The organism is Streptomyces sp. TLI_185 (genome assembly GCF_003814765.1).
Classification (GTDB): domain Bacteria; phylum Actinomycetota; class Actinomycetes; order Streptomycetales; family Streptomycetaceae; genus Streptomyces.
In genome coordinates, this window is record NZ_RKRB01000001.1 from 7,840,126 (window position 1) to 7,853,236 (window position 13,111).

Here is a 13,111-nt window from a genome sequence, read left to right on the forward strand (position 1 = left end):
CTTAGAAGTACCCCTCGCGCTTACGGTCTTCCATCGCGGCCTCGGACATCTTGTCGTCGGCGCGGGTGGCGCCGCGCTCGGTGAGCCGGGAGGCGGCGATCTCCGTGATGACCTGCTCCAGCGTCACGGCGTCCGAGTCGACGGCACCCGTGCAGGACATGTCACCGACGGTCCGGTACCGGACGAGCCGCTTCTCGACGGTCTCGCCGTCCTTGGGCCCGCCCCACTCGCCCGCGGTCAGCCACATGCCGCTGCGGGCGAACACCTCGCGCTCGTGCGCGAAGTAGATCTCCGGCAGCTCGATGCCCTCACGGGCGATGTACTGCCACACGTCCAGCTCGGTCCAGTTGGACAGCGGGAAGACGCGGACGTGCTCGCCGGGTGCGTGGCGGCCGTTGTACAGGTTCCACAGCTCGGGGCGCTGGCGGCGCGGGTCCCACTGCGAGAACTCGTCCCGGAGGGAGAACACCCGCTCCTTCGCCCGGGCCTTCTCCTCGTCGCGGCGTCCGCCGCCGAAGACCGCGTCGAACTTCTCCGCCTGGATCTTCTCCGTCAGCGGCAGCGTCTGCAGCGGGTTGCGGGTCCCGTCCGGGCGCTCCTTGAGCACACCGCGGTCGATGTAGTCCTGCACCGACGCGACATGCAGCCGCAGCCCGTGCTTCGCCACCGTCCGGTCGCGGTACTCCAGGACCTCGGGGAAGTTGTGCCCGGTGTCCACGTGCAGCAGCGAGAAGGGAACCGCGGCCGGCGCGAAGGCCTTCAGCGCCAGGTGCAGCATGACGATGGAGTCCTTGCCGCCGGAGAACAGGATCACCGGCCGCTCGAACTCGCCCGCCACCTCGCGGAAGATGTGCACCGCCTCGGACTCCAGCGCGTCCAGGTGCGAGAGGGCGTACGGGGCGGCCGTACCCTCCTCGACCGCAGCGACGGTCGTCGTCATGCCAGTCCCCTTTCGGTGAGCAGCGCGTGGACCGCGGCCGCGGACTCCTGGACGGTCTGGTCCTGCGACTCGATGCGCAGGTCCGGGGACTCGGGCTCCTCGTACGGGTCGTCCACACCCGTCAGCCCCGTCAGCTCGCCGGCCGCCTGCTTGGCGTACAGACCCTTCACATCACGTACGGAGCACACCTCGACCGGAGTCGCCACATGCACCTCGATGTACGCCGCCCCGCCCTCCTGGTGGCGCTTGCGCACCGCCTCACGGCTGTCCGCGTAGGGCGCGATCACCGGGACGAGCGCCTTGACGCCGTTGCGGGCGAGCAGTTCGGCGAGGAAGCCGATGCGCTGCACGTTGGTGTGCCGGTCCTCGCGGCTGAAGCCGAGGCCCGCGGAGATGAACTCGCGGATCTCGTCGCCGTCGAGCACCTCGACGAGGTGGCCCTCCTCGCGCAGCCGGCCGGCCAGCTCGTACGCGATGGTGGTCTTGCCGGCACTCGGCAGACCCGTGAGCCAGACGGTGGCTCCGGTCGTCACGTTCGTCTCCTGAATCGTCGTGGTCATCCGTGCAGCCCGCACTCGGTCTTGGCGCTGCCCGCCCAGCGGCCCGCGCGCGCGTCCTCGCCCTCCAGGACGCGGCGGGTGCAGGGCGCGCAGCCGACGGACGCGTAGCCGTCCATCAGCAGCGGGTTGGTCAGTACGCCGTGTTCGGCGACGTAGGCGTCCACGTCGTCCTGGGTCCAGCGGGCGATCGGGGAGATCTTGACCTTCTGGCGCTTCTCGTCCCAGCCGACGACCGGGGTGTTCGCCCGGGTCGGGGACTCGTCGCGGCGCAGACCGGTCGCCCAGGCCACATAGTTCTTCAGGCCCTGTTCCAGCGGCTGGACCTTGCGCAGCTTGCAGCACAGGTCGGGATCGCGGTCGTGCAGCTTGGGGCCGTACTCCGCGTCCTGCTCGGCGACCGTCTGACGCGGGGTCAGCGTGATGACGTTGACGTCCATCACGGCCTCGACCGCGTCACGGGTGCCGATGGTCTCCGGGAAGTGGTAGCCGGTGTCGAGGAACACCACGTCCACACCCGGCATGGCGCGCGAGGCGAGGTGGGCGACCACCGCGTCCTCCATGGACGACGTCACGCAGAAGCGCTTGCCGAAGGTCTCGGCCGCCCACTGGAGGATCTCCAGCGCGGAGGCGTCCTCCAGGTCGCGGCCGGCCTGCTCGGCGAGCGCCTTCAGGTCCTCGGTCGCCTTCTCTTCCTGAACCGCGGTCATATGTCGTCTCCCCCTGCTTCGGAGTGCTGAAGACCCCGGGCGAGCAGCCCGAGGAACTTCAGCTGAAAAGCCCGGTTGCACGCGGCGCATTCCCACGCGCCATGGCCCTGCTCGGACGGACGGAGGTCCTCGTCGCCGCAGTAGGGGCAGTAGAAGGGGGCGGCCCGCTCGCTCATGAGAGGGCCTCCTCGGAGGCACGGGAGGCCCAGGCGGCGAACCGCTCGCCGTCCTCGCGCTCGGCCTGGAACCGCTTGAGGACACGCTCGACGTAGTCGGGCAGCTCCTCGGAGGTGACCTTCAGGCCACGGACCTTGCGGCCGAACCCGGCCTCCAGGCCCAGCGCACCGCCGAGGTGCACCTGGTAGCCCTCGACCTGCTCGCCCTGGTCGTTGAGGACGAGCTGGCCCTTGAGACCGATGTCCGCGACCTGGATACGGGCGCAGGCGTTCGGGCAGCCGTTGAGGTTGATGGTGATGGGCTCGTCGAACTCCGGGATGCGGCGCTCGAGTTCGTCGATCAGGGACGAACCGCGCTGCTTGGTCTCGACGATGGCGAGCTTGCAGTACTCGATGCCGGTGCAGGCCATCGTCCCACGCCGGAACGGGGAGGGCTTCGCCGTCAGGTCCAGTGCCTCCAGGGCCTCGACCAGCGGCTCGACCTGCGCCTCCTCGACATCGAGGACGATCATCTTCTGCTCGACGGTCGTACGCACCCGGCCCGAGCCGTGGGCCTCGGCGACCTCGGCGATCTTCGTGAGCGTGGCGCCGTCGACGCGGCCGACGCGCGGGGCGAAACCGACGTAGAACCGGCCGTCCTTCTGCCGGTGCACACCGACGTGGTCGCGCCAGCGGCCCGAGGGCTCTGCGGGTGCCGGACCGTCGACCAGCTTGCGCTTCAGGTAGTCGTCCTCCAGGACCTGGCGGAACTTCTCCGGGCCCCAGTCGGCGACCAGGAACTTCAGACGGGCGCGCGTACGAAGGCGCCGGTAGCCCCAGTCGCGGAAGATGCCGACCACGCCGGCCCACACCTCGGGCACCTCGTCCAGCGGCACCCAGGCGCCGAGCCGGACGCCGAGCTTCGGGTTGGTGGACAGACCGCCGCCGACCCACAGGTCGAAGCCGGGGCCGTGCTCGGGGTGCTCGACGCCGACGAACGCGATGTCGTTGATCTCGTGGACGACGTCCAGGAGCGGGGAGCCGGAGATCGCCGTCTTGAACTTGCGGGGCAGGTTGGAGAATTCCTTGCTGCCGATGTAGCGCTCGTGGATCTCGTCGATGGCGGAGGTGCCGTCGATGATCTCGTCCTCGGCGATTCCCGCGACCGGCGAGCCGATGATGACGCGCGGTACGTCGCCGCAGGCCTCGGTGGTGGACAGCCCGACCGCCTCCAGGCGGTTCCAGATCTCCGGGACGTCCTCGATGCGGATCCAGTGCAGCTGGATGTTCTGCCGGTCGGTGATGTCCGCGCTGCCGCGCGCGAACTCCTCCGAGATCTCGCCGATCACACGCAGCTGCTGGGTGGTGAGGCGGCCGCCGTCGATGCGCACCCGCAGCATGAAGTACTTGTCGTCCAGCTCCTCCGGCTCCAGGATCGCGGTCTTGCCGCCGTCGATCCCGGGCTTGCGCTGGGTGTACAGGCCCCACCAGCGCATACGTCCGCGCAGGTCGTTGGGGTCGATCGAGTCGAAGCCGCGCTTGGAGTAGATCGTCTCAATGCGTGTCCGCACATTGAGACCGTCGTCATCCTTCTTGAACTGCTCGTTCCCGTTGAGCGGGGTGTGGTGCCCGGCGGCCCACTGACCCTCACCGCGGTGACGGCTCACCTTGCGGCGGGGCGCTGCGGCTGCAGGGTTCTGCGGGGTGGCGGCCATGGTTCTACGTCCTTCGGGACAGGCGGGAAAGCGGCTCTGACCTGCGCGTTCGGGCGCATGGGCATACGTGCGCGTCGTTGCGCGATCGGACTGAGGAAGAGATGTCGGCTGTGCTGCGCCCGCGGCCGGAGGCCGCTGATGGGCTACGTCAGCTCGCCGGACAGATGGCGCTGGACATGCGGCCGAGGTCGACGTGCCGCCGACTCACCAAGGCAATTCCAGTTCCAGACATGACGGAAGCGTGTCATGGCAATCTGGACACAGTCCAGCTTCGTCCATGATGCGGACATCCTTGTCCCGGAATGTGAGACAGGGGTGTCGTCGATCACATCGGCTGCCGCCGGTCTTGTCCGTGCAGGTCAGGCGCGGTATGCCCCGGGCCACGGGCCGGGCGCCGCCACCTCCGCCTCCTCCTCGACCTTGGTGTCGAAGAGCTTGAAGCCCCGGCGCAGATAGTTGTCCATGGCGTGCTCCCCGTCCAGGCTGCACGTATGCAGCCAGACCCGCTTCGTCTGCGCCAGTGCGGGCCAGCGCTCCGCCAGGTCCCAGGCGCGGGCGGCGCCGTACGACAGCAGGTGTCCGCCGATGCGCCGGCCCCGGAAGGCGGGCACCAGACCGAAGTAGACGATCTCCACAACCCCGTCGTCCTGCGGGTCCAGCTCCACGTATCCCGCGGGCGTTCCCCGGTCGTATGCGACCCAGGTCTCCACGCCCGGCCGGTCCAGGTGCTCCTGCCACTGCGCGTACGTCCAGCCCAGCCGGTCGATCCAGCGGATGTCGCCGCCGACGGACGCGTACAGGAATCGGCTGAACTCGGGCGAGGGGACCTCGGAACGGACGATCCGCACGTCCCCCTCCGGCGCGGCGGCCGGAAGCAGGTCGGTCGGGGCGGTCTGCTCCAGGGACCAGGTGGTCACGGGAATGTTGGTCATGGCGGTCAGGGAATCATCCGGCCCGTAGATCTGTCGATCGCGATCTGTTCCGGGGAATCGCGATCTGAGCGGCCCTGGCGAAGGCCGGCGGTTCGGTAGCGCCCCAAAGGGGCGCGGGGAACGGCGCGACCAGCCACGACGGTCCCGCGGACGAACGACGGCACATCGTGGCACAACCCGCGGAGCGACTAGCCCAGCGACCCGTCGATCGAGCCCAGCGGCAGCGCATACAGCATCCGCCCGGACTGGGACCAGACCTCACCGGTCTCCTCCCAGTAGGAGAGGGAGCCGGCCCGTCCGGTCCAGCAACGGTTCGTCCCGTCCGAGCCGCACCGGGTGGCCTTCGCCGCGTGCGCGTTCTGCCGCCACAGGGTGCCGTGGCCGTCCGCGGTGTCCGCAGCGCGGGCCAGGTACCACTGTGAGCCGTACGACAGGACGCCGCCGACGCCTGCTGTCTTCGTCTCGTACGCCTCGGTCGCGACCGCGTGTCCCGCGGCGTCGGTGGCCAGCAGGCCGGCGCGGGCCGGGTCGCTGCTGAACGCATAACGCCACAGCCGGGTGTGCCGTCCGCTGTCCGCGGGCACCCACTCGCTCGCCACCAGGCTGTCGGGCGCGGTGCTGCGGTCGAGGGAGATCGCCGCCGGGCGGGCGGCCTTCCCCGTGAACCGGTAAGAACCCACGGCCGGCAGGACGTACCGCGCGCCGTACGCCGCCCAGCCGCCGCGCACCCTGCCGACCGCGCCGCTGTCGACGGTGGCCCGCTGGATGCGGTGCATGTCGTACACGTACAGCCCGTCGGCGGCGGTGACCAGGAGCTTGCCCTGGTACCAGACCATGCCGGATACGGGGGAGGTCAGCCCGCGGTAGTCGCGGCCGCCGTCGACCGGGACGGCGAGGGTCGCCCAGGCGTAGGTGAGGCGGTCGGGGTCGCTCACGTCGACGAGGGCGACCCGGGCGAGGCCGGGCTTCGCCGACCCGCCCGCCTGGTGGGTCCAGCCGGAGAGGATCACGCGGTGGGTGCCCCAGTGGCCGTCGTCGTCCGCGTCCCCGGAGGTGGTGACCGCGCCGGCCCGCCAGCCGCGGGTGTCGGCGGCGTCCCAGCAGTACGCGCGCGTGGCCGCGGGCGCCACGGGCAGCGCCGTGCGCTCCGTGGTCGTACAGTCGGCCGCGCCCAGCAGGGAGTGGTCGGCGTCGTCGAGGACGGTGCTCACGCCGACGGGCCTGCCCATGGCGGCGGCGAGCCGGTCGAGGGTGCTCTGCGGCACCAGACGCTCCTGGAGCCGCAGCCCGGCCGTCCGGTCGGACGCGGCGAGCGTCTTCAGGGCCCCCGGCCTGTCACCGACCGTGGCCTGCGAGGCGCTGATCATGGTGGCGGCGGCGGTGAGTGCGAGGGCGGTCCCGGCGAGGAAGGCGCGCAGCGCACGGCCCCGCTTCTGCCTGCGGTGTCGGCCACGTTGCTTCATACGTCCTCCCGAGGCGGGCCAACTGCGGCCATTGGTCCGTGTGTTGACCAAAGAAGCAGGTGGGGTGGCCCGTAGAGGGATGCTACGGCAGTCCGGCTCGCTCGGGGACGAAGACCGTGCAAATATGCGGAAGATACGGCCGTGTGGTCACTCAGGGGTATGTGTCGGACACGTTCAGGGCAGGTCGGCCGGCTGCCGTACGTTGTTCACCGCCGGTGCCGTCGACTGCGGCAGCAGATCGCGCGGGTCGGCCGGCAGGAGCAGTTCGACCTCCGCGTCCTCCGCGAAGCGGTACGGCCGGTGCTCCAGCAACCCGCCGAGATAGCGCCGTACTCGGGACATCTCGGCGCGCACCGTCACCGTACGGGCCGGGTCGCCGAACACCTCCTCGGCCAGGCCCGCCGCGCTGCGGCCGCTGCGGTGCAGGGCGAGCAGATACAGCAACTCGGCGTGCCGGGGGCTCAGTTCATGACTCCAGGAGCCCGCGGCCCCGGACACCGTGACCGACCAGCGGCGCGGCTGCGTCAGGTCCAGCACGATACGCGTGGCACCGCGCGGCACCGGCTCGTCCGTGGCCCGGACCAGCCAGCCCTCGGCCAGCGGCTCCACCGAGCACAGACCGAGCGGCGGCAGCCACCGGCGGCCCGCCGTCAGCGACTTGGGCAGGGCGATCCGGCCGGTGTACGGCATCCCGGTCACCGCGGCGGTCCAGCCGTCCCGGTCCACCGCCAGGGCCCGGCCGCCCACCCGGGCCAGCACCGGTGCGGCCACCGCGCGCAGCCGCTCCAGCGAGGTCAGATGCAGCTCGCGCAGCCGGGCCTCGGCGAGCTTGGCCACCGAGTCCACCCAGGCGAGCGTGGACGGGTGCATCGTCTCCAGCGGTCCGCTGATGTCCACGACGCCGATCAGCCGGCCGTCGCGCGGGTCGGTGATGGGCGCGCCGGTACAGGTCCAGGAGGTCTGCGAGCGCACGAAGTGCTCGGAGGCGAAGACCTGCACGGGGCGGCGCACCACCGCCGGGGTGCCGATGCCGTTCGTCCCGACGACGTCCTCCCGCCAGTCGGCACCCAGTTCGAAGCCGAGCCCGTCCGCCTTGCGCAGTACCGCCGAACTGCCCTCGCGCCACAGCACCCGGCCGTCCTCGTCGGCGACCACCATGATGTGGTGGGCGACGTCCGCGACCGACAGCAGCCCCTCCCGCAGCACCGGCAGGACGTGCCGCAGCGTCGTGGACTCCCGGCGCCGCCGGACCTCGTCGGAGGGCAGCAGCCCGGAACGGTGGTCGCGTTCGGGGTCGATGCCGCTGCGCAGCATGCGCCCCCAGGACTGCTCGATCACCGGGCGCGGCGCGACGGGGGTGCGCCGCCCGGAGAGTCTGGCGGCGCGGACCTCGCTGAGTACCCGCGCCGCGCGCGCCGTGTCGACCACGGCGAGCTGCGTCACGTCCGTCGGCGGGTGCACCACTTGGCCTCCCGGAAGAAGGGCTCGGGACAACCGGTTTCTCGTCGCGTTTCGGCCACGGAGCCGGAGTCGTCCGTACTGTCCGTCTCATAGTGCCGTTCGTTCCCGGCGGACGGGTCCAGTCCAGCCCCAGACAGCAGCAAGTTGCAACCCCTTGCAACCCTGGTGGACCGGCTCCTGCTTGATTGAATATTGAGCAACGCCGTCCCGAGCGGCGTTCGTGGCCTCGAACGGGCCGGTTGTGCGGGGGTGGTGCCGTGTCGGCGCAGCACCACCCCCGTTCTGCATGATCCCAGGTCAGGACACCGGTCGGGCCCGCTCGACCACCGACGCCAGGTCCAGGGTGTGGGGCAGTGTCCCGAAGGCCGCGCCCCCGTCGCCGCCCAGCCGTGAGGCGCAGAAGGCGTCGGCCACCTCCGGCGGGGCGAACCGGACGAGCAGCGAACCCTGGAGCACCAGGGCGAGCCGTTCCGTCAGCCGCCGGGCGCGCCCCTCGATCCCGTCCAGGTCGGCCAGCTCGGTCAGCAGGTCCTTGATCGCGCCGTCCAGGCGGTGGTCGGCGCCGCGAGCCTGCCCGACTTCCTGGAGGTAGGCGCCCAGGGCCTGCGGCTCCCGCTGCAGGGCGCGCAGCACGTCCAGCGCCTGGACATTGCCCGCACCCTCCCAGATCGAGTTGAGCGGCGACTCGCGCACCAGCCGGGGCAGCCCCGACTCCTCGACGTACCCGTTGCCGCCCAGGCACTCGGCGGCCTCGACCGCCACCGGCGTACAGCGCTTGGTCACCCAGTACTTGGCGGCCGGTACGGCGATCCGCAGCAGCGCCTGCTCCTGCTCGCCGCCGTCGTCACAGGCGGCGGCGAGACGCAGCGCGAGGGTGGTCGCCGCCTCGGACTCCAGCGCGAGGTCGGCCAGGACGTTGCGCATCAGCGGCTTGTCGACCAGCTTCGCGCCGAACGCCTCCCGGTACGTGCAGTGGTGCACGGCCTGCGCGACCGCCTGCCGCATCAGACCCGCCGAGCCCAGCACGCAGTCCAGCCGGGTCGCCGCCACCATGTCGATGATGGTCCGCACCCCGTGCCCCTCCTCGCCGACCCGGCGGGTCCAGGTGCCGTCGAACTCGACCTCACTGGAGGCGTTGGAGCGGTTGCCGAGCTTGTCCTTGAGCCGCTGGATCAGGAAGACGTTGCGCGAGCCGTCCTCCAGCACGCGCGGCACGAGGAAGCAGGTGAGACCGTCCGGAGCCTGGGCGAGCACCAGGAACCCGTCGGACATCGGGGCCGAGCAGAACCACTTGTGCCCGGTGAGCTCGTACGTCCCCTCCTCGGCGAGGGGCCGTGCGGCCGTCGTGTTGGCGCGTACGTCGCTGCCGCCCTGCTTCTCCGTCATGCCCATCCCGAACAGCGCCCCGGCCTTGAGGCGGGCGGGCCGCAGCTCGCGGTCGTAGACCATGGAAGTGAGCCGCGGCTCCCACTCGGCGGCGAGGTCCGGGTCGGTGCGCAGGGCGGGGACGGCGGCATGGGTCATCGACAGGGGGCAGAGGTTCCCGGCCTCGACCTGTGTCCACACCAGGAACGCGGCGGCTCTGCGGACATGGCCGCCGGGGCGGGCCCAGGCCGCTGTCAGCCCCGCGGCGACACCCTTGCCGAGCAGGCGGTGCCAGGCGGGGTGGAAGTCGACCTCGTCGACACGGTGGCCGTGGCGGTCGTGCGTCCGCAGCCGGGGCGGGTTCTCGTTGGCCTGGACCGCCCACTCCTGCAGCTGTGCGGAACCGGAGGCCCGGCCGAGCGCGGCCAGGTCGCCGTGTGCCTCGTCGAGCAGCTCGGGGTCCAGGTGCCGTTCGACGGCCGCGGTGAGGGCACGGTCGGCGCCGAAGAGGTCGTAGTCGGCCAGGGGTGGGGGCTGGTTGGTCACGGTGTGGGTGCGGCCTGCCATGCGGCGAAGGTACCCCCGGGCGGTGTCGTGGGCCACCAGGGGGCTGCGCCCCCCCGTCGGCCTGAACGGCCTCGTCCTCAAACTCCCCCACTCTCGGCTTCGCTCGAGCGGGGGGCCCCACGACGGGCTGAGTTGCACCGGCCGGCGTGAAAGAAGCACCGACCGGCCTCGAAGGAGCTATGCCAGTCGTGCCATCGCCGGTGTCGCCTCGTGCTCGATCGCGTCCGCCGGCCAGCCCTCCCGGTACACCGTGTCCAGATAGCGCTCGCCGAGGTCCGGGGCGATGGCCACCGAGGTGAGGCCCTGGTGGCCGTGTTCGGCGAGCCACTGGCCGGCGCCGCTGATCACGGTGCCCGTGGAGCCGCCGAACATGAAGCCGCGGGCGGCCAGGCGGCGGCAGGCGAGGACGGCGTCGCTCTCCTCGACGCGGACCAGGTGGTCCACGTACGACTCGTCGAGCAGCGCCGGCGGCACGCTCGTCCCGAGCCCCGGGATCATCCGGCGCCCCGGCGTCCCGCCGAAGCTCACCGAGCCGACGCTGTCGACGGCGACGATGCGCACCCGGCGCCGCCACTGCCAGAACCAGCGGGCGCAGCCCATCAGGGTCCCGGTCGTGCCGGCCCCGACGAACAGGACGTCCAGGTGCGGGAAGCGGCGGGCGATGGCGGGGGCCGTGGTGCGGTAGTGCGCCTTCCAGTTGCCCTGGTTGGTGTACTGGTTGAGCCAGATGTATCTGTCGTCGGACGCGCACAGCGCCCGCACGTACGAGAGCCGCGCGCCCAGGAAGCCGCCGCGCGTGTCCGGTTCCTCGATGACGTGCACCTGGCTGCCGAGGGACTCCATCAGCCGGATCGTCGGCTGGTTGCAGCGCGCGTCGGTCACGCACAGAAACCGGTAGCCCCGGCTCGCCGCGATCACGCTCAGCGCCACGCCCAGGTTCCCGGACGACGACTCGACCAGGACCGAGCCGGGCCGCAGCAGACCGTCGCGTTCGGCGGCGTTCACCATCTCGGTGGCCGCCTTGAGCTTGATCGAGCCGGCGAAGTTGAAGCCTTCGCACTTCAGGTACAGCGGCAGCCCCAGTGCGGCCCGGAGGTCGACGTAGAGCTCCTCCTCGTTGAACTGAACGGGATCAGAAATGACGGGCATGATGCCCCCCTCCTCATGCGCCACGATGACCGGCAGGTCAGCCGTGCCGGCGCAGCTCGTGGAAGAACCCGTCCACGACGTGCAGCCCGCCCCTGTGGGCCACTTCGTCGTGGACGAACTTGCCGACCGCGAGGTCGAGCACCCCCAGTCCGAACGGGGAGAACACCACCGTCCGGTCCTCCGGGACGGTCGCCCGCCCGGTCAGTACGTCGTTCAGCGTGCCGTCGAGGAACTCCCGGTTCCCCGTCAGCTGTTCGGCCAGGTGCGGCGAGGTCTGGGCCTTGAGGCAGTGCTCGACGTCGTCGACGTAGTTGGCCGACGCGAGCAGGATCGCCGGGTCCAGGTCGCGCAGCGACACGTGCAGCACCAGCGGGTGGTGGGAGAACCACGACGGATCGTGGATGTGCGGCGCGGACGCGACCGTGGCGAACACCAGCAGGTCGGAGGAGCGGACCAGGGATTCGGGGGCGTCGTGCAGCGTGACGTTGCCCTTGGCGCCCGAGCGCTCCAGGTAGCCGCGGAAACCGGCCGCGCTGTCGGGCGACAGGTCGTACACGCCCGTCTCCTCGAACTCCCAGCCGGTGGCGGTGAGATGGGTGTGGATGTAGCGGGCGATGAGACCGGTGCCGATGAAGCCGACCCGGGCCGGACGCGGGCGGGTCCGGCTCAGTCGGTCGGCGGCCAGCGCCGCCGAGGACGCCGTGCGCGTCGCACTGATCACCGAGCTCTCCAGGCAGGCGAACGGGTAGCCGGTGTCCGGGTCGTTGAGGATCAGTACGGCGGAGGCGCGCGGCAGGCCGGACTTCGTGTTCTCGGGGAAGCTGGAGATCCACTTCAGGCCGTCCACCCGCAGTGGTCCGCCGAGCGAGGCGGGCAGCGCGATGATCCGGGAGGTCGGACGGTTCGGGAAGCGCAGGAAGTACGACGGCGGGTTCACCGAGTCGCCCGCCCCGTGCAGCCGGTACACGGCCTCGACGAGTTCGGCGATCTCCGGCTCCCGCCCGTGCAGCACCGACTGCACCTGCTCGCCGGAGATCACCGCGAACGGCGGCGCGCCCAGGCCGCTTTGGGCTGTGCTTTCCGTGCTGGTCATGCAGTCCTCACCTCGATGGTCGGCGCGCAGTCCGTCAGCCGCACCGAGTCGCCCAGTGCGGCCAGCACCTCGCGCGGCCCGTCGAAGGGCTCCCTGCTGTGCGCGGTGCGGATGTTGTCGACGAGCAGCAGGTCACCGGAGTGCCAGGGCTCGCGCAGGGTGTGGGCCTCGTAGACCTCGTTGACGGTCCGGACGATGTCCTCGTCGAGCGGATCGCCGTTCCCGAACCGGGTGTTGAACGGCAGGCCGTCGGGGCCGTAGACGTCCACCAGGTACTCGCGCACCTCGGGGTCCATCGTCCACTCGTTGAGGAAGGCGATCTGGTTGAACCAGCAGCGCCGGCCGCTCACCGGGTGGTGCACGACGGCACTGCGGTGCTGGCGGGTGTGCAGCGAGCCGTCGGCCTGCCAGGAGAACTCGATGGCGTTCGTACGGCAGTAGCGCTCGACGGCGGCCCGGTCGTCGGTGCCGAAGGCCTCGGCGACCGACGCCCCGATCTCGTCGTTGTACGTCCGTGTCAGCAGCCAGCCCTCCCGCTCGAACCGTTCGACCAGGCCGGCGGGGAGCGCCCGGAGCACGGTCGGGCTGTCGGCGACCGCGGTCGCTCCGCCCGTCTCCGGTGCCACCAGACAGGCGAAGAGCAGCAGACCGGGGAACTCCAGGGCGTAGCTGAGCTCGTGGTGCATGCACATCTGCTGGTTGGGCGGCCACTTGGAGGAGGAGTACACGCCGTCGGCGTAGGAGCGGCGGGGCGCGAAGGGCTCCCGGTCGGCCATCAGACGGCCGCTGGAGAGGTGCCGGAACACCTCCTCCGTGGCCGTGGGTCCGGTCAGGCCCAGTCCGCGGACCAGCAGGCTGCCGTGCTCGGCGACCGCGGCCCGCAGCGCGTCGCGGTGCTCCGCGACCCAACTCGCGGGGTCTCCAACGGACTTGGCGTGCAGGAGTGGTGGGCGCCCGAGGGTCTGTTCGATGTCCGGTAGAAGGGCTGGGGACGAGTGCGTCAT

The 13,111-nt window shown here is 71.2% G+C and carries 13 protein-coding genes; all 13 read right to left on the bottom strand.

What is annotated here, in order from left to right; all coding sequences use genetic code 11:
* Position 1: 1 nt before the first annotated feature.
* Entirely contained in the window at positions 2–940 is a 939-nt protein-coding gene (gene cysD, locus EDD92_RS36125) for a sulfate adenylyltransferase subunit CysD (RefSeq protein ID WP_123968186.1), read from the bottom strand.
* Positions 937–1,473 carry an adenylyl-sulfate kinase gene (gene cysC / locus EDD92_RS36130; protein ID WP_030940222.1) on the bottom strand — a complete coding sequence of 179 codons (537 nt, stop codon included), beginning with the start codon at positions 1,471–1,473 and terminating at the stop codon, positions 937–939. Before cysC ends, cysD begins: the two co-directional genes overlap by 4 nt.
* 23 nt (positions 1,474–1,496) lie before the next feature.
* On the bottom strand, positions 1,497–2,207 hold the full coding sequence (locus EDD92_RS36135) for a phosphoadenylyl-sulfate reductase (RefSeq protein WP_123968187.1): 711 nt from the start codon (positions 2,205–2,207) through the stop codon (positions 1,497–1,499).
* The gene (locus EDD92_RS36140) at positions 2,204–2,383 is read right to left on the bottom strand and encodes a hypothetical protein (RefSeq protein WP_099932046.1); all 180 of its coding nucleotides are present in this window, start codon (positions 2,381–2,383) and stop codon (positions 2,204–2,206) included. The genes EDD92_RS36135 and EDD92_RS36140 overlap by 4 nt, the downstream gene beginning before the upstream one ends.
* On the bottom strand, positions 2,380–4,077 hold the full coding sequence (locus tag EDD92_RS36145; protein WP_123968188.1) for a nitrite/sulfite reductase: 1,698 nt from the start codon (positions 4,075–4,077) through the stop codon (positions 2,380–2,382). The genes EDD92_RS36140 and EDD92_RS36145 overlap by 4 nt, the downstream gene beginning before the upstream one ends.
* Positions 4,078–4,225: 148 nt before the next feature.
* On the bottom strand, positions 4,226–4,309 hold the full coding sequence (locus tag EDD92_RS52200) for a putative leader peptide (protein ID WP_309486338.1): 84 nt from the start codon (positions 4,307–4,309) through the stop codon (positions 4,226–4,228).
* Between the two features lie 127 nt (positions 4,310–4,436).
* Positions 4,437–5,009, bottom strand: a complete 573-nt coding sequence (locus tag EDD92_RS36150) for a GNAT family N-acetyltransferase (protein WP_123968189.1) — start codon at positions 5,007–5,009, stop codon at positions 4,437–4,439.
* A 188-nt stretch (positions 5,010–5,197) separates the two neighbouring features.
* The gene (locus EDD92_RS36155; protein WP_123968190.1) at positions 5,198–6,472 is read right to left on the bottom strand and encodes a hypothetical protein; all 1,275 of its coding nucleotides are present in this window, start codon (positions 6,470–6,472) and stop codon (positions 5,198–5,200) included.
* A 174-nt stretch (positions 6,473–6,646) separates the two neighbouring features.
* Positions 6,647–7,936: a GAF domain-containing protein gene (locus tag EDD92_RS36160; protein ID WP_123968191.1), complete on the bottom strand. Its 1,290-nt coding sequence runs from the start codon at positions 7,934–7,936 to the stop codon at positions 6,647–6,649.
* 294 nt (positions 7,937–8,230) lie between these two features.
* Positions 8,231–9,865, bottom strand: a complete 1,635-nt coding sequence (locus EDD92_RS36165) for an acyl-CoA dehydrogenase family protein (protein WP_123968192.1) — start codon at positions 9,863–9,865, stop codon at positions 8,231–8,233.
* Positions 9,866–10,042: 177 nt separating this feature from the next.
* Entirely contained in the window at positions 10,043–11,014 is a 972-nt protein-coding gene (gene sbnA, locus EDD92_RS36170; protein WP_123968193.1) for a 2,3-diaminopropionate biosynthesis protein SbnA, read from the bottom strand.
* Positions 11,015–11,051: 37 nt separating this feature from the next.
* Positions 11,052–12,107, bottom strand: a complete 1,056-nt coding sequence (gene sbnB, locus EDD92_RS36175; RefSeq protein WP_123968194.1) for a 2,3-diaminopropionate biosynthesis protein SbnB — start codon at positions 12,105–12,107, stop codon at positions 11,052–11,054.
* Complete coding sequence (locus EDD92_RS36180; RefSeq protein WP_123968195.1) at positions 12,104–13,111, bottom strand: TauD/TfdA family dioxygenase; 1,008 nt, start codon at positions 13,109–13,111, stop codon at positions 12,104–12,106. The genes sbnB and EDD92_RS36180 overlap by 4 nt, the downstream gene beginning before the upstream one ends.

Bases quoted from the DNA above. Each gene is read 5' to 3' on its own strand.
- cysD (WP_123968186.1), bottom strand. From the start codon at position 940: ATGACGACGACCGTCGCTGCGGTCGAGGAGGGTACGGCCGCCCCGTAC.
- EDD92_RS36135 (WP_123968187.1), bottom strand. From the start codon at position 2,207: ATGACCGCGGTTCAGGAAGAGAAGGCGACCGAGGACCTGAAGGCGCTC.
- EDD92_RS36140 (WP_099932046.1), bottom strand. From the start codon at position 2,383: ATGAGCGAGCGGGCCGCCCCCTTCTACTGCCCCTACTGCGGCGACGAG.
- EDD92_RS36145 (WP_123968188.1), bottom strand. From the start codon at position 4,077: ATGGCCGCCACCCCGCAGAACCCTGCAGCCGCAGCGCCCCGCCGCAAG.
- EDD92_RS52200 (WP_309486338.1), bottom strand. From the start codon at position 4,309: ATGTCTGGAACTGGAATTGCCTTGGTGAGTCGGCGGCACGTCGACCTC.
- EDD92_RS36150 (WP_123968189.1), bottom strand. From the start codon at position 5,009: ATGACCAACATTCCCGTGACCACCTGGTCCCTGGAGCAGACCGCCCCG.
- EDD92_RS36155 (WP_123968190.1), bottom strand. From the start codon at position 6,472: ATGAAGCAACGTGGCCGACACCGCAGGCAGAAGCGGGGCCGTGCGCTG.
- EDD92_RS36165 (WP_123968192.1), bottom strand. From the start codon at position 9,865: ATGGCAGGCCGCACCCACACCGTGACCAACCAGCCCCCACCCCTGGCC.
- sbnA (WP_123968193.1), bottom strand. From the start codon at position 11,014: ATGCCCGTCATTTCTGATCCCGTTCAGTTCAACGAGGAGGAGCTCTAC.
- sbnB (WP_123968194.1), bottom strand. From the start codon at position 12,107: ATGACCAGCACGGAAAGCACAGCCCAAAGCGGCCTGGGCGCGCCGCCG.
- EDD92_RS36180 (WP_123968195.1), bottom strand. From the start codon at position 13,111: ATGACGCACTCGTCCCCAGCCCTTCTACCGGACATCGAACAGACCCTC.